The 17,499-nt window shown below is 51.2% G+C and carries 19 protein-coding genes and 2 pseudogenes; 17 read left to right on the top strand and 4 right to left on the bottom strand.

What is annotated here, in order from left to right:
* Positions 1-11 precede the first annotated feature (11 nt).
* Positions 12-431: a metal-dependent transcriptional regulator gene (locus tag ENN66_04180; GenBank protein HDS15804.1), complete on the bottom strand. Its 420-nt coding sequence runs from the start codon at positions 429-431 to the stop codon at positions 12-14.
* A 285-nt stretch (positions 432-716) separates the two neighbouring features.
* Here ENN66_04180 and ENN66_04175 point away from each other — a divergent pair, with 285 nt between their 5' ends.
* From ENN66_04175 to flaF, 14 genes are all read left to right on the top strand, one after another.
* Positions 717-1,493 carry a flagellar hook-basal body protein gene (locus ENN66_04175; GenBank protein HDS15803.1) on the top strand — a complete coding sequence of 259 codons (777 nt, stop codon included), beginning with the start codon at positions 717-719 and terminating at the stop codon, positions 1,491-1,493.
* A gap of 60 nt (positions 1,494-1,553) precedes the next feature.
* Complete coding sequence (gene flgG / locus ENN66_04170; protein HDS15802.1) at positions 1,554-2,342, top strand: flagellar basal-body rod protein FlgG; 789 nt, start codon at positions 1,554-1,556, stop codon at positions 2,340-2,342.
* 24 nt (positions 2,343-2,366) lie between these two features.
* Positions 2,367-3,110, top strand: coding sequence for a flagellar basal body P-ring formation protein FlgA (flgA, locus tag ENN66_04165; protein ID HDS15801.1), 744 nt, complete (start codon positions 2,367-2,369; stop codon positions 3,108-3,110).
* A 152-nt stretch (positions 3,111-3,262) separates the two neighbouring features.
* On the top strand, positions 3,263-4,000 hold the full coding sequence (locus ENN66_04160) for a flagellar basal body L-ring protein FlgH (protein HDS15800.1): 738 nt from the start codon (positions 3,263-3,265) through the stop codon (positions 3,998-4,000).
* A gap of 30 nt (positions 4,001-4,030) precedes the next feature.
* A complete protein-coding gene (locus tag ENN66_04155; GenBank protein HDS15799.1) occupies positions 4,031-5,137 on the top strand; it encodes a flagellar basal body P-ring protein FlgI in 1,107 nt (368 codons plus the stop codon).
* A gap of 100 nt (positions 5,138-5,237) precedes the next feature.
* On the top strand, positions 5,238-5,585 hold the full coding sequence (locus ENN66_04150) for a hypothetical protein (GenBank protein HDS15798.1): 348 nt from the start codon (positions 5,238-5,240) through the stop codon (positions 5,583-5,585).
* 84 nt (positions 5,586-5,669) lie between these two features.
* Positions 5,670-5,987 carry a flagellar biosynthesis anti-sigma factor FlgM gene (gene flgM, locus ENN66_04145; GenBank protein HDS15797.1) on the top strand — a complete coding sequence of 106 codons (318 nt, stop codon included), beginning with the start codon at positions 5,670-5,672 and terminating at the stop codon, positions 5,985-5,987.
* Positions 5,988-6,140: 153 nt separating this feature from the next.
* Positions 6,141-6,626, top strand: coding sequence for a hypothetical protein (locus tag ENN66_04140; GenBank protein ID HDS15796.1), 486 nt, complete (start codon positions 6,141-6,143; stop codon positions 6,624-6,626).
* A 34-nt stretch (positions 6,627-6,660) separates the two neighbouring features.
* Positions 6,661-8,430 (top strand): flagellar hook-associated protein FlgK, encoded by a 1,770-nt coding sequence (flgK, locus tag ENN66_04135; protein ID HDS15795.1) that lies wholly within the window; start codon positions 6,661-6,663, stop codon positions 8,428-8,430.
* Positions 8,431-8,462: 32 nt separating this feature from the next.
* On the top strand, positions 8,463-10,184 hold the full coding sequence (locus ENN66_04130; protein ID HDS15794.1) for a hypothetical protein: 1,722 nt from the start codon (positions 8,463-8,465) through the stop codon (positions 10,182-10,184).
* 450 nt (positions 10,185-10,634) lie between these two features.
* On the top strand, positions 10,635-11,489 hold the full coding sequence (locus tag ENN66_04125; GenBank protein ID HDS15793.1) for a flagellin: 855 nt from the start codon (positions 10,635-10,637) through the stop codon (positions 11,487-11,489).
* Positions 11,490-11,775: 286 nt separating this feature from the next.
* Positions 11,776-12,414, top strand: coding sequence for a hypothetical protein (locus tag ENN66_04120; protein HDS15792.1), 639 nt, complete (start codon positions 11,776-11,778; stop codon positions 12,412-12,414).
* Positions 12,415-12,428: 14 nt separating this feature from the next.
* Positions 12,429-12,824, top strand: coding sequence for a flagellar protein FlbT (locus ENN66_04115; protein HDS15791.1), 396 nt, complete (start codon positions 12,429-12,431; stop codon positions 12,822-12,824).
* Positions 12,808-13,188, top strand: a complete 381-nt coding sequence (gene flaF / locus ENN66_04110) for a flagellar biosynthesis regulatory protein FlaF (GenBank protein ID HDS15790.1) — start codon at positions 12,808-12,810, stop codon at positions 13,186-13,188. Before ENN66_04115 ends, flaF begins: the two co-directional genes overlap by 17 nt.
* Positions 13,189-13,230: 42 nt before the next feature.
* Here the strand turns inward: flaF and ENN66_04105 are convergent, their stop codons facing one another.
* From ENN66_04105 to ENN66_04095, 3 genes and pseudogenes are all read right to left on the bottom strand, one after another.
* Positions 13,231-13,770, bottom strand: coding sequence for a tetratricopeptide repeat protein (locus ENN66_04105; GenBank protein ID HDS15789.1), 540 nt, complete (start codon positions 13,768-13,770; stop codon positions 13,231-13,233).
* A gap of 345 nt (positions 13,771-14,115) precedes the next feature.
* Positions 14,116-14,403, bottom strand: a pseudogene (locus ENN66_04100) (glycosyltransferase).
* Positions 14,404-14,439: 36 nt separating this feature from the next.
* Positions 14,440-15,450: a tetratricopeptide repeat protein gene (locus ENN66_04095; GenBank protein ID HDS15788.1), complete on the bottom strand. Its 1,011-nt coding sequence runs from the start codon at positions 15,448-15,450 to the stop codon at positions 14,440-14,442.
* 253 nt (positions 15,451-15,703) lie between these two features.
* Here ENN66_04095 and ENN66_04090 point away from each other — a divergent pair, with 253 nt between their 5' ends.
* The 3 genes and pseudogenes from ENN66_04090 to ENN66_04080 all read left to right on the top strand — a co-directional run.
* Positions 15,704-16,825, top strand: coding sequence for a glycosyltransferase (locus ENN66_04090; protein HDS15787.1), 1,122 nt, complete (start codon positions 15,704-15,706; stop codon positions 16,823-16,825).
* Positions 16,821-17,306 (top strand): annotated as a pseudogene (locus ENN66_04085) (NAD-dependent epimerase/dehydratase family protein). The gene ENN66_04090 and the pseudogene ENN66_04085 overlap by 5 nt, the downstream one beginning before the upstream one ends.
* A gap of 63 nt (positions 17,307-17,369) precedes the next feature.
* Positions 17,370-17,499 (top strand): IS256 family transposase (locus ENN66_04080; protein ID HDS15786.1); only part of this gene is annotated, 130 nt, incomplete at its 3' end.

Below are 17,499 nucleotides of genomic sequence, written 5' to 3'. Positions count from 1 at the left end.
GATCGGAACAGTCAGCTGGGTTTAGTTTTATTTCCCGGTGGTTGGTAGTGGTCGGTAAAATCCTTGATGCGGATAAAGGTTTTGCGGCTGGTGGCATGTTCGAGGCGGCAGGCATCAAGTTCAGCGGTTTCGTGATCCAGATCGAGAACTCGTGTCAGGAAATTATAGAAAGTTTTATGACGTTCGCCAATCTCCCGGGCGATCTTTTCTCCGGCCTCCGTCAGGGTCAGAAAGCTGTAGCGTTCGTAATTGACCAAGCCTTTTTCGGCCAGCCCTTTCATTGCCCCGGTGACGCTCGGCATCTTTACGCGAAGCTGCCTGGCGACATCCTTGACCCGCGCAACTCGTTGTTCTTTTTGGATGTTCAAGATGGTTTCAAGGTAATCCTCCATGTTTGACGTCAACCCTTCCTGCTCTTCCTGGTTGCTCATGGCCGTGCTCCTTTCTGCTTGTCAGGGCCTCGCTTAAGTTTCTTAGTCTTACATAAGTCGTATAGTTTCCCGGGTCGAATTTGTCAAATTATTGCTGCGGATTTACGCTTTATATCCTCTCTGGTCATGGTATGGTAATTGCTGTGTATTGAGATGGCGGCTTGAAGTCGGTATTTTCTGCCTTTGGGCGTAGAGTTTTTTTAATGTTTTACCGAAGGGGAATAACTGCAAAACTCTGTTCAGGTAATCTTTTAACCTCATCATGTGCCGTCCTTGGAGAACCCGATGAACCATGAGATGTATTCGGCTTTGAGCGGGGCATTAAGCAACGAGAGGCGTCAGGAGATCATAGCGAATAATCTGGCTAACGTCAGCAGCGGTGGTTTTCGACGTGATGTGCCTTTGTTTGCCACGGTCTACGATCGGATCAGCGGCCCGGCCGTCCTGCCGAGCGGGCGGGAAACGCTCGAATATAACAGTTTTGCCGTATATGACGGCAGCTGGATTGATTTTCAGACCGGAAACATGCTGGAAACCGGCAGTTCTCTGGATGTGGCCCTGGATGGAGAGGGTTTTTTTGCGTTCAAGCGAGCTTCCGATGGCAAAATTTATTATGGTCGGGATGGTCACTTTCGTCTTAATGAGAAGCAGGAACTGGTTGCCATGAATGGCGATCAGGTTCTGGCGGCCGGGGAAGGGGATGAACCGTTGGTTGTGGCCAAAGAAAATTTTCAACCGGGGGATCTGAAGTTCGGCAAGTTGGGTGACCTGGTGTTGGCCGGGGAGCCGATTGGTGCCTTGCGTCTGGTTACCTTTGCTAATCTGCAGTGTCTGGAAAAGCTGGGGGATTGCGGTTTTCTCGAAACATCGTTTTCAGGAGAGCCGCTACCGGCCGATAAGCTGGTGGTCAGGCAGGGGGTACGTGAACTGTCCAATGTCAATCTGATCGAAGAAATGGTCAGTATGATCGAAGTTGCCCGGCAGTATGAAAATCAGCAAAAAATAATTATCAGTCTGGACGAAATCAACAAGCTGGCGGCCAAGGGGATTGTCGCGGCCTGATCCGGGTCACCTGGCAAAGCTTGGTAAAATAAAAATTGGTTATACCGAATTGGGGGAGATATGATTAGAGGGTTATTTACATCGTCTACCGGGATGACGGCTCAGCAGCTCAATATTGATGTGATCGCTAATAATCTGGCCAACGTCAACACCGCCGGATTTAAGAAAAGCCGGGCTGATTTTCAGGATTTGATGTACCAGACCATGGTGCGGGCCGGAACGACCTCTGCTACCGGAGAGGAAATTCCGACCGGGGTCCAGGTCGGTTTGGGGACCAAACCGGCGGCAGTGTACAAAATTTTTACCCAAGGCAATTATCAGGAGTCCGGTAACGAACTGGATATGGCGATTGAAGGTGATGGTTTCTTCCAGGTGTTGCTTTCCGATGGAACAACCGGCTATACCCGAGCCGGGGCGTTTAAACTGGACAGCACCGGCAATCTGGTGACTTCAGATGGCTACCCCATGCAACCGGCGATCAATATTCCCAGTGATACGACCCAAATCACGATTACCGCCGACGGTACGGTATCCGTGATTCAGGCCGGTCAGGAGACTTCGAGCCAGGTCGGTAATGTTGAACTCGCCAGTTTTCCCAACCCTTCCGGGCTTGATGCCATCGGTCGCAATCTATTTCGCGAAACCGATGCTTCCGGAGTTTCGACAACCGGAACTCCGGGAGCCGATGGCCTGGGCACTATCAGTCAAGGCTTTCTGGAGATGTCAAATGTGTCAGTAGTTGAAGAAATGGTCAATATGATTGTTGGTCAGCGCGCTTATGAGGCCAACTCCAAATCGATTCAGACCTGTGATGAAATGCTCAAAACCGCAGGGACGCTGAAGCGCTAAGGTATTTTTAACGAGGGGTGTGTTATGGATGGGATTGATTTTTTCGTCGGCCTTTCGCGGCGTCTGGGGTGGTTGTGTTTCAGTCTGCTGTTGGTCTTTGCGTCCTGGGCGGAGGCCGGGGAGGGAATTTCCGCGGAAATCAGGTCGCGCCTGGAAAGTGAGATTTTGGCTGAGGTGGCAAAGGTTAATCCCGGGATAGAGCAGCTTCAGGTCGCTGAGGCAGACGAACTCGCGGCCTGGTTGACTGAAAATCAGGATGTTGAATTTTTTACCCTCAGTCAGGTCGGTTGCTGGAATCGGAGAAACGGTCTGCTTCCGGTACAGCTGGAAGCTGGAGCGAAGAATGGTTCCAGGCGTCGTTGGCTGAAAATAGGCATTAAAGGAAAAGAGCCGGTCTTGCTGGCTGGGCGCAATCTGGTGCGCGGTGAGCCGGTGCAAAGTTCTGATTTTGAATCCCGGTTGATTGATTGCCAAGATATCAAGATGGAAGCGGTTAATAATCTGCCGGGAGGAATGTTTTATCAGCTGGCCGTGGGTTTGCGGACCGGAGAGCCTCTGCTGGCCCGGCAACTGAGGCCGTTTATCTTGATCAAGCGGGGCGAGCTGGTTCAGGTTGTTCTGGAAGATGGCGGAGTTAGAATCAGAACCAAGGGCGTCGCCATGAAAAACGGCACCCTGCAGGAGGTTATTCCGGTTAAAAATCCCGCATCGCTGAAGCTCTATCAGGCTCGGGTTGTGGGCTCGGGTGAGGTCACGGTAGTTTATTAGGGCCTGGTGGTTTTATCGCTCTCTTACAGTTCGTTTTCAGGTTTTAATGACAGCCTTTATTCTGGCTGAAATAAAATGAACTTGCAAGAAGGCTTGATAATCGCAAAAAAAAACAGGATGGCTCAGAAACCGTTTCAGATAGGTGTAAAGTTATGGCGAGGATAAAATTGAGTCTGGTGCTGGGGGGCTTGGGGTTGATTTTCGGCTTGCTGCTGGGGGCCTGCGGTCATGATCAGGGTCTGCGGCCAGGCGTGGTGCCGGTGGTCCGCCCTCAGGAGCCTTTGCCGAGTTCGCATTCCCGTGGGGCGACGGAATCCTCCTATCAGAACGGATCCCTGGTTAACCTGAATGCCGGTGGCCGGGATGAATTCGTGCATATTTTTAGTTCCCGTCGAGCGCGCTGCGTCGATGATATTGTTTATGTTCTGGTTAACGAGGAGTTCAAAGGAAGCGGAACGGCCACAACTTCCAGTGACGGAAAAAACAGCACGAAGTATTCGGTTCCCGGACTTTTCGCGTTAAAAAAATACCTCGGAGATCTGGGCCAGACGGATGATTGGCTGGAAACCGAACGCAGTAATCAAACTTCGGGTGCCGGGGCCACCAGTCGCAGTAATAAGCTGACCGCGAGGATTGCGGCCCGGGTGACCGAGGTTCTGCCAAATGGTGATTTTCGTATCATGGGGACTCATTTTACTCAGGTTAACCATGAAGATCATTTTGTCACGGTAAGCGGCATTATCAGGCCTACGGATATTTCGGCGGACAACTATATTCTTTCTTCCGCGATTGCCGAGGCGCGGATTGAGTACAGCGGCAACGGCACCATCGGCACCAAGCAGGGCGTCGGCTGGGGCACTAGAATCATGGATGTGGTCTGGCCTTTTTAACGGCTGAAAACAACAAGGAGTTTTGCCGGAATGCGAAATTTTACCGGGCGGTTGCTGATTGGTTTTTTGCTGGTTCTTCTTTTCTGGGCGAATGGCTGGTCTGCTCGACTGAAGGATATTTCTCATATCAAGGGAGTGCGCAGTAACCAGTTAGTCGGTTACGGTCTGGTAGTAGGGCTCGGTGGCACCGGTGATGATACCAAAAAGGGGAAGTTTGCCAGTGAAGCGATGGCTAATATGCTGGATAAATTTGGAATTTCCGTGGATGCTGCGACTATCGACCTGGACAATGCGGCGGCCGTGATGTTAACCGCGGAACTGCCGCCCTTTGCCCGTAATGGTTCTCGGCTTGATGTTTTGATTTCATCAATCGGCGATGCCGAGAGCCTTCAGGGGGGGACTCTGATGTTGACCCCGCTGCGCGGTCCTGACGGCCAGGTCTATGCCATGGCTCAAGGGCCGATTTCAGTGGGAGGCTTCAGCTTGGGGGGCGGCGGTGGACGACAGGCGAAAAATCATCCGACGGTTGGTCGCATCGCTAATGGTGCCATAGTTGAGCGCGAACCACCTTCGACTATGTTCATCGATGGTAAAATTGTCCTGACCCTGAACCAGCCCGATTTTATGACGGTTGCCCGGGTTGCGAAAACCGTGAATGAAACCTTTGAGAAGGATATCGCCGTTCCGGTTGATGCCGGAACCATAGAAATAGTTCCTCCGAGCCGCGAGAGTCAGATCCTGATTCCATTTCTTGCCTTTGTCGAAAATCTTCAGGTAGCTCCCGACAGTCGTGCCCGGGTGGTGATTGATGAGCGGACCGGGACCGTGGTGGTTGGACGCAATGTGATGCTGGATGCGGTCGCGGTGGCCCACGGTGATTTAAGTATTCAGATTACCTCGATGCCGGTGGTTTCTCAGCCGTCGATGCTTTCCGAAGGGAAAACCGTGGTCGCGCTGGAGAAGGACACAAAGGTTGAAGAAAAAACCGGCAAGCTGATAACCGTCTCTCGTGGGGTCAATATTGATGATCTGGTCAAGGCCCTGAACGCTCTTGGCGTGTCGCCGCGTGATTTGATTGCCATCTTTCAGGCCATCAAGGCTTCCGGATCGCTGCATGCCGAGCTTGAAGTTATTTAGGTCGGGGTTGGTTTCGAGGCAAAGACTATTTCGGACCCCGGTTTGTTGTTGGCATAAGGGTTGCAAAATACAATTCAGGAGTTCCTGAAGGAGGAAAAAAATGCCTACCAGGCTGCTCCCGGCGTTTTCGCCGAGTAATGCGGAATCAGAAAATATCGTGAATCGACTGGAAAGCGCTGCGACCGTGAAGCGAGGAGTCGAGCGGCAGGCCAAGCTGAAGAATGCCTGTCAGGGTTTTGAGGCTATCTTTTTGAATACGATTCTGCAGGAGATGCGAAAAAGCCTTACCGATGACGGGATTCTGCCGACCAGCAGCGCGATGCGAACCTGGCGGCAGCTCTTTGACAATCAGTTAGCTGAGTCCCTGGCTTCTCGACAGGAGATGGGGGTGGCGAAAATGCTTTATCAGCAGCTTCGAGAGATGGAGGGCGATAAAAACTTTAGATAAGGCAAAAAAAACTAAAGTTTTTTCTCGCGGAGTCGATAAAAGAAGGCGAATGGTTTTTCCCGTCGATTTCAGCGAGGTGTAAAAATGAGTATTACCAATGTAGGTTCGGCTCTCTATGCGAATGCGGCGCGGGCGCTTGAGGCTGCCCGCAAAGGCGCTGAGGCAAAGAAGACCGAGGCGGCAATCAGCGCCGGTTCTCCGGATGAGGGTGACAAGGTTACCATCTCATCCCGAGGCAGCGATCTCGGACGCTTGGTGGAGTTAAGCAAGGCCGCTCCCGAAGTAGATGGTGCCCGGGTCGCCGCATTGAAGAGTTCTCTTGAAAATGGGTCGCTCAGGGTTGACAGCCGTGAACTGGCGGCTAAGATGTTTCAGGAAATGAGTCTCGAGTCTCTGTTCTGAATGGTACCTGGGTAAATTTTACTCGTTTGTTAGCAAGTTCTTTCTGTCGGCCCGAGCGGTTTCTGCTCGGGTTTTTTGTTGGCTGACTGTTTGTCCGCACACTCCCGTTAATCTGTGGATTAAGTTTATTTTATGATCTTTCCGGAGGGGGAAATGCAAATTCACTATCAGAGCCTGGTGCGACTGTTGGAAAAAGAACTGGAAGCTTTCAGTCGGGTGGCGGTGTTTTATGAAACTCTGGCTGCCGGTCTGGCTGAGGGTGCCTTACCGGAGGTGTCCGAGTTGCTTGCCGGTGGGGCTGCTTCAATTGATAGCCTGGCTCGGATAAAAGAAGAAAAACGCCTTTTTCTGGAGGCTTCCCAAGTTGGCGCGCTGAGGGATTTGTTGATTGTGGAGACTCCGTTTAAGATCCGCCAACTAATCGGTAACCTGGGGTCTGAACTGGTTCGTTTACGGCGCAGGATCGAAGAAAGCAGCCGAAAGATTCGCGGTTCGCTGGATGCCTTGCAAATGATTAACCGGCGGCGGCTTGATTTTTTTCAGCAGCTATGCCCGGCGGCGATCGGCTATCAGGGGCGTGGCCAGGTGTCCGGCAAGACGATTCCCTGTAGCGGTTTAAACTATTGTGGCATGATCTGACTGTTAGCGGCTATTTTATTGATTTTCGGAGGCTTTGCCTGAGATGGTAGTCGGTCTTTCCAATGCTTTGAATACGGCCAAGGTCGGTTTGATGGCGAATATGACCTCGATTGATATCGTCGGGCATAATATCGCCAATGTCAATAACCCTGACTATCGCCGTCAGGTGGCCACGCTTGAAACCACCAATCCGATACCCAGCGCCGAGGGACCTCGGGGTACCGGGGTGCAAGTCAGTCGGATTGAATCCCTCTATGATCGTTTTCTTTTTCGCCAGATCAGTTATGAAACCGCGAATCAGGGACGCTGGGAAGCCCTGGCCGGCAGTCTCGACAGTGTCGAACGGGTGTTCACCGATCTGGATGATAATGGTCTGGCGGCCCAGATGGCCGAATTCTGGGGAGCCTGGGAAGATCTCGCCAATCAGCCGGAAGGCAGCATCGAACGCGCCACGCTGGCTGGTAAAAGTCAGGTTGTGGCCGCGACTATGAACTCCATGGGTGAGGATTTGGCTTTTCAGCGGCAGGTTGTGAACCGCTACATAGAGACCGGCATCAGTGACATCAATGGTCTTGCCGACGGTCTTAAGGATCTGAATCGGGCCATTCTCAACACCGAAATCAACGGCGGTCAGGCCAATGACCTGCGGGATAAACGTCTGGCTCTGCTTTCCGATCTTTCGGAGCTGGTCGACATTGATTATAACGAGGATAACAGCGGGCAGATGAACATCATGCTGGCCGGGGGAAAACCGTTGGTGTTGGGTAGCGAGGTTTTTCATCTGCAGAGTCGACTCGATGACGAGGGTGATGTTCATGCCTATTTCGGAAACGAAGGGGTTCCGATTGATGATCTGATCGGCAGTGGAAAGTTAAAAGGCTGGATGGATGGAAGAAGCGAGTTGGCCGCAGCTCAGGACGGGCTTGATCAAATGGCCGGGGCCCTGATTTTCTCAGTTAATCAGGCGCATTTTCAAGCTTATAATCTGGATGGTGAAAAGGGTCTGACCTTTTTTGAGCACGCGATCGAATTGAATGCCGGCAATGACAATGTGGGTGCCGCCCGTATTTCTTTCTTCGTCGATGCAACCAGCGCCACGGCGCCGGAGGGTATCGCCTGGGCGAGCTTGGCCAATTACGATGATTTCGAAATTCGTTTCACGGCCGATTACGTCAGTGGCGGCGGTGCCGATGAGTTCGTTGTCGTTAATACGACGACCGGAGTGGAGCTGGATGCCGCCTCGTACTCGATTGATGAGAGCAATGCCGCAAGCGGCCGTCTGGTCATCAGCTTTAACGACAGTACCGATACGGCGCTTGCTCCGGATAAAGGTTATCATCTGGAACTTGATTTTGGTTCTGATACCGCGCCTCGGGCCGGTGATACCTTCTCCCTTTCCTTTTCCGGTAACGCGGCCTGCACGATCGAATTCAATCAGGATCTGAAAAATCCCGACAAAATCGCCATTTCCGATAATTATTTTGAGGTGCCGGGCAATAACAAGGTCGCCCTGGAAATCGCCCAATTACAGCATCAACGAATTATTGAGGGCAGTTATACTTTCAGCGAATATTATACCGGTCTGGTCAGTCGGGTGGGCTCGGCCTCCTATACGGCCCAGTCGCGGCAGAGCCAGTCGGAAATGGTTCTGCAGCAGCTTAAAATTCGGGAGGAAGCCGTTTCCGGGGTTTCGATTGACGAGGAGATGGTCAACCTGATCAAATTCCAGCAGGGTTATAAGGCCACGGCGCGGATGGTGACCGTGATCGATGAATTGATGCAGGTTCTTAATGATATGCTCTGATTCAGGGGAGCCTGGGCGATGAGGTATGAATTATGATTCGGACGACGCAAAACCATTTTTTCATGAGTGTCGACAGCAATCTTTCTCGGATTATGGAGGAACGCGATCGCTATCTGCAGCAGATTTCAACGGGTAAAAATTTCAGCAAGGTTTCCGAGACTCCGGTCAGTGCCACGGCGGTGTTGACCTATAAGGCGGAAGAGGTCAAAATCAGTCAATTGGGACGTAATCTGGTGCAGGGGGATATTCAGCTGATGGCGGCCGGCACGGTGGCCGACGAGGTGCATGGCATGCTTTACAATGCCAAAAGCGCGACGACCGCCTGGTCGAGTACTCAGGACGAGGGTCAGCAGCAGACCATCATTCAGCAGCTGCGCCAGTTTGAGGACCAGCTTTACGGTCTGGCCAATACGATTAACAACGGAGGCTCACTGTTTGCCGGTTATCAGCGGCGAGCGGAAGAAACCTACAGTAAGATTTCGACCTCTGATTTTCATCTGGGCGCGGTTTATAACGGTGACGGCGGCACGATTGCCATGGAGGTCGGTATTAAGCAGACCCTGCAGTTGAACGTGGTCGGCGGCGGCTATACCCTGGATGGTCGGCAGATAGAGGGTTTTTTCAGTCAGGAAAAAACCCGGGACAGTGATGCCCGTGATGTTTTTGAGCTTTTTTCCCGTCTGATTGCCGGCATGGAAGATGGCAGCAATGAGCGCTATTTGACTGCCAGTGAATATCCGTTGACAACGCTGCGCAATCTGGCGGCGGGAGAACTTGAAGTGGTCGCGGCCGATGGCTCAGCCACGGCCATTCCGGCCACCCATACCGGGGCCGCAGCTGGCGCCGAGGCCGCTTCTTATAATGCCTGGAATATCAATGATGCGGGTACGTCGGTGACGGCTCACCTGCGAGCCGAGGTGACGGCGGCCGCGGCGGTGCCCAATTTTACCATGGGTGATTCACTGGTGCTGGCGGCCGGTGATCTGAAAATCAATGATGTCGAAATCGGGGCGGTTACCTTTGCCGAGGTTTCGAACAGCGATGTCGAGGCCGGAAACAACGCGGCCTTGCAGAATATCCGTGCCTTGGCGAGCGCGATTAATTCAAAAAGCGATGAAACCGGAGTCTGGGCCACCTATGTTCCTGAAAGTGATACCTCGTACCCCCACGAATACAGTCTGGTTTTGACGGCTAATCAGGCCGATGGTGAAAGTCTCAGGATCGAACTGAATAACGACGCCCATCTGCAAACCGGTTTGGGTTCGGCCGCAGGAAGCGTGGACTATCATCCTGGGGCCTTGGGGGATGCCGAAAACACGGCGGCGGAGGTTGTCGGTCATGGCAATGTCTACAGCAGTAACAACGGGGCCGTGACCCTGGAATCCGCAGAAACTTTCGTGGTGCGGGAAGTTTCTGCCGGGGCTTTGACGGAAACCTTGGGTTTGTCCGTCAATGGGGGTCTGAATCGACATGAAACCAGCAGTGTACTTGATCAGAGATTGACGGAGATGACCGGTTATCTCACTCATTTCACCAGTGAACGGGCCGCGGTGGCCGCCCGCCGCAATCATATTGAATCAAGTCAGACAAGTCTGGATGTCCGCTCCGGTAATCTGAAGGACGCCATCGATAACCTCGAAACCGTAAATATGGCGGAAGCGATCATGAAGTATTACGCGGCCCAGAATTACTATGAAGCAACCCTGGCTTCGACCACCCGGGTAATCAATACGTCGATTCTTGATTATTTGTAATTTCCAGGTAAGCCGGCTCAAAGGCTGGTGGCTTTCACTGGAGTGGCCGCAATAGAGGTCTGTGAGTGCTATTCAGCTCAGACCTCTATTGATTTATAGAAATCCGGATATTCTGGGGAAACGATCCCGATTTCCTGTGGAAATTAGGTCATCTCCTCGGAATACCCGCCGGAATATCCGGGTGGGCTGAATGGTTATGGTATGGCATAGAAATAAGTAATGCGTCCGCAGTGATTTTTTTCTAAAGTTTCAGGGAAAGATGACGAAAAGCTAGTTGATTGTAGAGATAAACAGAATAAGACCGAAATAGAAGAGCCTGTCGATGAAGGAAAGGGGGGGCTGAAAAAGGCAGGTAAATGGTTTTGTTATAATTGATAAGAAGGAAAAGGTTCACCGGCAATTTAACCCCGGCAAGAAGTGCCGGGAACAAACCTAGAAAAGGAGAGTGTAATGAGAAATATTTCGTTAACCGCTGGCATGCGGCAGAATCTTTACAGTTTGCAGAGTACGGCGCAGTTGATGGATCAGACCGCGGGTCGTTTAAGTTCCGGAAAGAAGGTTGAAACCGCTCTGGATGATCCGATTAACTATTTTGCCGCCGAAGGTCATCGTCAGAGAGCCAGCGACCTCACCGCCCGTAAGGATGAAATGGGTGAAGCGGTGCAGACCGTGAAAGCCGGCAACATCGGCATTGAGTCGTTGGTCGATCTGGTGGCTTCAGCCAAATCGCTGGTCAATTCGGCCCTGTCGGCGGATTCTTCGGCCGATATCAAGAGCCTTGAGTCCCAGTACAATATCCTGATGACTCAGATTGACGAATTGGCGCTTGATTCGGGTTATAAGGGGATTAATCTGCTTGACGGTACCGATGACGAACTGAAGGTTTCCTTCGATGAAAAAGGCGATGCGTCGGTGACGCTGACCGGATTTGATGCTTCGCATGAAGGGCTTTCTCTGACGACCATTACCGAAGGTTCCTGGGTAGACGGCGGCACCGCCGGCGCCGTCGACGCAAAGGGTGATAAGTCAAATCTGAATGAAGCACTTGACCGTCTCGATAGTGCCAGATCGACGCTGCGTGATGAGTCCAAGAAGCTGGCCAACAATCTTTCAACAATCACGATTCGGCAGGATTTCACCTCCAACATGATCAGAACCCTTGAAGACGGGGCTGATAATCTGACCCTGGCCGATATGAACGAAGAAGGGGCCAATATGCTGATGCTGCAGACTCGGCAGGGTTTGGGAACCTCTTCTTTGAGCATGGCTTCGCAGGCGGCCCAATCGGTTCTGAGACTCTTCTAGACAACGGTAGTCTGAATTTATAGCCTTCGGTAGAGCTGGTTTTACCAAGGGATAAGACAGGAAAGGCGCCGGAAGGATATGGAACGCTTTCCGGCGCCTGCCGCTAGCGAAGGAGAGAGAGGAGGTTGTGAAGATGAAGGCTGTTAACCTAACTGTACAGAGTCTTGCCTCTGATTACGGTTCTCTACGGTCTTCAAGCCTCGGTTCGTCGTCCCGAGCGTCTAGAATTGCGGTTCGTGGAGCCGGCGGAGGGGAACAGGCTGCAGAAAAAACTTTCGCGGACGAAGTGAAAAGTGATAGTGATAGACTGGTTCGGAGTGCGGTCGGCCGGGTGGCAACCCGGGAATGGCGGGAGAATGTCGAGCTTTCGTATGGGGTTCGCGGGGCCGACCAGGCCATGGTTGAGATCGGTGAACGGCTGGGGGAAGCCAAAGCCGATTTGACGAAAATCGTCAAGATGTTTCCGCCCTATCCGCGGGATAGTGATGAACGAGTCGAGCTTTTAAACAGCTATCGTTCCCTGCGGGCGCAGATTGACAGGCTGACCTTCCCTCCGGATAATGAAAGCGCGGCCCAGATCATGAACGGCAGCGACTTGTTGCCGGTTGATTATCAAGGCTTTGCGGTGGTGCCCGGCGAGGAAGGCCTGGCCCTGATGGAACCGGCGGCGCCGCTGAATGAGCTTGAGGATGATGAGCTGGTGCCGCTGATTGATGATCTGACAAGAGCCGAAGCGATTCTTGCCGACCGGCGTCTTACCTTGCAGAAGACGCTGAGCGGTGGTGATGGGTCGGAGAGCGATGCGTCACTGTATGATGAAATGAGTCTTCGGGTGGGGAAGCGTATCGGCGAGGTCGCTTTTTCTCTGGGGCGGCAGGAAACCGGAATGCATGTTGATCTGCTGTATATCGATTGGCAGGAATAGATTGGTCCTTGGCGATGGCTTTAAAAATCAGCCTGCGTCCGCATGAGAAAATCGTCGTTGCAGGTGCCGTAATCAAAAATGGGGGTAAGCGCAGCGATCTGGTGATTGAAAACAAGGTCCCGATTCTGCGGGAGAAGGATCTGATGCGAGATGAGGATGCTGATACCCCATGTCGGCGGATTTATTTTGTGGTTCAACTGATGTATCTGGATGAGGCTAACCTGAAAAGTTATTTCCAGAATTACTGGCGTCTGGTGGAAGATGTGCTCGCGGCCGCCCCTAGTATGACAAAATATCTGGATCGCGTCAGTGAACATCTGGTAGCGGGTGATTATTACCAGGCCCTGCGTCGGTCCTGGGAATTGATTGATTATGAGAAGGAGGTGTTAAGCCGTGTCAAACCCCATTAACGCTTACAAAAAGATTGTGAAAGATACCCTGTCTGGCCGGGAGATTGAGGCTGCGGTACTGATTAAGGCCGCGGAAAAATTGCAGGAGTGCCAGCAGCATTGGAACAGTAGCGACCGCGATAAGAAGCTTGATGAGTCAATCAAATTCAATCAGCTGATCTGGAGTATCTTTCAAAGTGAGTTGGCGTCTGTGGATAATCCTCTACCCAAGGAATTGCGCGCAAATCTTTTACGGCTAAGTGCTTTTATCGATAAAAGATCCCTGGAGACCATCGCTTATCCAGCGTCTGAAAAACTGAATATTTTAATCAATATCAATCGGAATATCGCGGCCGGTTTGCGGGAACGGCCCCAGGCGGCCTAGACTTGAGATATGAAATTATCCTGTAGCTGTCCAAAAGCGACTTCAATCTGAGGAATCGGGCCCCATTGAAGTCGCTTTTTTGATTTTTTTCGCCGCTTGAGCGCGGTGGTTGTTCTTCAGAGTGGCGGCCAGCTCGCGGCCGGCGATCGCGATAACCTCCGGGGTCAGATTGTCGTCGTAAAGATCTGTGAAGGCTTTTTTGCCGAGGTTGACTCCATCGCGTAGGCAGATCGCGGCGGCGTGGAGAACCCGGGCGGCTTGATATTCCGGTACCTGCGCTAAAAGTTTTTTCAGACGGTCAGCCGCCGGAGCCGCCGGATATCCCAGGTGAAGTTCATAGAGGGAGCGGTTAAAATAGGGCTCTTTCATCAACGGTTGCAACCGGCAGGCTTGTTCGGCGGCGGCCAGTGCCTCTTTGGTGCGGCCCACGGCAAACAGGGCGCTGCCCAGATTCAGCCAGGCTTCCGCGTTATTCTTTTCCTGTTTGAGAAAACGCCGCCAGAGTTCGATTGCTTCCCGGTGTTTATCCAGCATGCCGGCCTGAATGGCAAGTTCTCGCAGGGCCAGGGGCGTATCTCCCATTTCTTGTAGTTTACATAAGCCCAGCTCTAAATATTTTTCTCCCTTGGCTCGATCGGCGGCCTGATCAAGCTTGCCGTAATGATGAATAATGATCTCGCAGGGTTCGGGTGTTATTGCAAGCTTTTCCAGGGATGGTTCAAGCAGTTCATGAATCGGGAATGAGAAACGGATTCGTTGGTCTCGGGTCCAAAGCCGGGTCTTCAGGCTGGGCAGCCAGGCTCGGCCCCGTTCGTTTTCTGGGTAACTGCCGCTATTGGCGCGGGCGCCGACGATGTCGTTGCGGCTTATGTAATTGCGGGTCAGAAGCTGAAACGCCCGAAGACGCTTTATTGGTGAAGTGACAATTTCTTTTAATTTATGCAGGTCGTCGGGGGCGATCAGTTCATCCGGGTCAATTACTAGAATCCAGCGGCCTCGGGCCTGTTCCAGGGAAAAATTGCGGGCCGCGGCAAAATCATCCCGCCACGGAAAAGAAAAAACCCGGGCGTCAAAACTTTCAGCAATCTCGCAACTGGAATCATATGAGCCGGTGTCGACGTAAATGATTTCATCTGCGACCGTCTTGACACTTTGCAGGCAGCCGTGCAGCCAGGCGGCTTCATTGCGGCCAATCAGGCAGACGCTCAGATTTATTGAGTGATCACCGCGTCCGGGGTGGAAGGGTGTCTTTCATGCCCCGGTCGCCTCATGTTTGTCGAGCATTTCCAGGCTGCGGCTCGCATCCTGATTCCAGGGCTCGATATCAAGGACCAGGTTGAAGAAAGAGCGGGCCTCTTCCGGAGCGTTAAGAGCCAGGCAAATGTTGCCGATCATCATCAGGGCTTCAAGATCTTTGGGCGCGCTTTTCAACACCTCGTGATAGTGCTGCATGGCTTCTTCCGGCTGCTGACGAACAACAAAAAGAAAGTCGGCCAGGTTTTTGCGAAAGGTGATATTCTGAGGGGCTAGGCGGACAGCCTCCCGGTAGTTGGCCTCGGCTTGGTCGAGTTTTTCCAGCTGATGGGAAATGACGCCAAGATCATTATGGGCCAGAGCGAAGCCGGGGCAAGAAGTAATAAAAGCAGAGATTTTTTTTTCCGTATCGGAGTTATTACCCGCAACGAAATCTGCGGCTATGCGTTTATATGTTTCAGATGGATCACCTGTGAAAACTTCTAAGACCCGTTCGGTATCGTTATCTGTGTCGGGCGAGAAGGAAGGCGATTGTCTGTCGGAAAGTTTTTTTATTTCTTCCTTCAGATTATTATTTTCAGGATTTATTTGTTTCGCTAAATCAAAAAAAGCAGTGGCTTCTCTTGTAAAATGACCTCCCAGATCTGCGCAGATGCGCCCCATAGCCAAGATTGCGTCAAAATCTTTTGGGTTTTCGACAAGGATTTGACGGTAATGGACTAAAGCATTTTCTGCTTCACCTTTGGCAAAATATAATAAATCCGCAAGATTTTTTCGGTAAACCACTTCTGTCGGATCAAGTCCCACTGCTAGACGATAATGGTTTAAGGCTTCTTCCTTCTTGCCTTTGCGCCAGGCAATTACCCCATAATCATTGTGGGCTCTTGCTCTCAGAAATTTCTCCTTACTAATGAAATCCGCCAATATGCGACCGGCCTCATCGAGATTGCCGGCAGCAGCGAGAGCTTCGCTTTCATTGAAAAACAGTTCGATAGTATTTTTCGACATATGCGGATCCCTTTTTTGAGGCTATTAAGTTGAGCTGTTCTGATACATTTTCGAGGTTAAAATATTGATGGCCGGTAAATTGCAAACCTGATGTCATTGAGCTGCTGATTTCGTTTCATTTACTTGGATACAGGACGTAGCCATAATGATGTTGACCTTGTTTGAACGGCGATGTTATATTCGCAAATAAATAGGTTGATGTTTCTATATCATAGCCAATCCCCCTATGCAAGTGTTGAAAAGAATTTAACTTATGCTGGTTAGCGCAGTGGTTTCAACCTATAACGCCGAGCGTTTTATTGAAGGTCGCTTGCGTAATTTATTGGCCCAGTCCTTATTTCGGAAAGGTCAATTAGAGATCATAGTGATTGATGCGGCTTCGCAGGAAGGCGAGAGCTCTATTGTCAGAGATTTCGCCCTAAATAATCTGGGCATTCGCTATTATCGATGCCAAACAAGGGAAACCGTGTATGCTTCATGGAATCGGGGGGTGAATCTATCTCGGGGGCAATATTTTATTAATGCCAACTCCGATGATCTTTTTGTAGAGGACGGTCTGGAAAGGTTAGTCGAAGTTTTGGAAAAACGGCAAGAATTGGGAGCGGTCTACGGAGACTGGTATTATACCGTGACTGAAAACGATTCTTTGGTTCCGAGTGCCACGAAAACTTTGCATCGCTACCCTGATTTTTATTCCCCGTTGCTGTTTTATTTACAGGTGACCTCGCATGCTCTCATGGTGCGACGTGAGTTGTTTGAGAAGATTGGTTATTTTGACGATAAGATGGTGGTTTGCGGAGATCGTGACTGGGTTTTCCGTTTTGCCGTAGCGGGATTTACTGCCTTTCATTTATCACAGCCGATCGGACTTTATTTGCACCGTGAGGACAGTCTTGAACGCTCTCAATCCGCCGTTGCCGCCCAGGAATTTGATCGCTTGTTAAAGTTGTATACAAAGCCGCGAGAGTTTGCCTCGCTGCATGGCCAGCGTTTAGAAGTGCCCGGTAATCAAGAGCTTGCCCGCTTGTTTGCGGTCACTGGCGCCCTTGGTATCCATTTCGCGACACGCGATAAAAACGGGAGTTTGCGCCTGCCGCAACAGACCATGATTTTTTTTCGTCGCGCTCTGGCGATGGATCCGGATAACTTTACGGCGGCTAATAACCTTGCAGTTTTGGCCGCCTTGCAGGGGAAAAAGGATTTTGCTATCGAGAGACTTGTTCGTTTGTCGGCATTGGCTGGTTTAAGCATGGAAAAGAAAGCGCAAGTCAGGCGCAATCTGGCGGCATTAAACCATGGCTGCCGTGACATCGACGATTTTATGTGGCATTCTGGTGATGGCCAATCGTTGAAAGGTGATCAGGATGGGGATTAGGAAAGTTGCACTTATTACCGGGATAACGGGTATGGTCGGCTCGCATCTGGTTGATTATCTGCTTGCCAGTACCGACTGGGATATTTATGGGATGTGTCGCTGGCGAAGCTCTTTGGACAATGTCAAGCATCTGCTCGATCGGGCCAATCGAAAGGATAGATTGATTTTTACCGATGGTGGTTTAACTGATTTCCTCTCTTTACAGAATGCGGTGGCGGAAAGTTGTCCGGATTTTGTTTTTCACTTGGCTGCGTAAAGTTACCCTTTGACCAGTTTTACTTCTCCTTTTTTGACTTACGACACCAACATCCTCGGAACGGCGAGACTGTTGGAAGTGTTGCGTAATTATGAGGGATTAGATCCTGTTATTCATGTTTGTTCTTCATCAGAGGTTTTTGGCCGGGTTCCAAGGGAAAAAATTCCAATCAATGAAGAGTGTTCTTTTCATCCTGCCTCGCCCTACTCAATTTCGAGGGTGTAAAAAAGATTGTGTAAATGGCCATTCAGGGGTGCACCGTGACCCCACCCATTAAAAGGAGCTCATATGGCCGTTGAAAAAGATCTACTTGACCGCCTGCTTGCTGACTATAAAAAACCCGATGATCTGATCGGAGGAAGCGGATTGTTGAAACAGTTGACCAAGGCCCTTCTGGAAAGAGCACTGGAAACCGAGT

It is taken from the genome of Pseudomonadota bacterium, from assembly GCA_011049115.1.
GTDB lineage: Bacteria > Desulfobacterota > Anaeroferrophillalia > Anaeroferrophillales > Tharpellaceae > DSCM01.
Note: the sequence above shows the minus strand (reverse complement) of the source record. Positions and strands in the feature narration are given on the sequence as shown.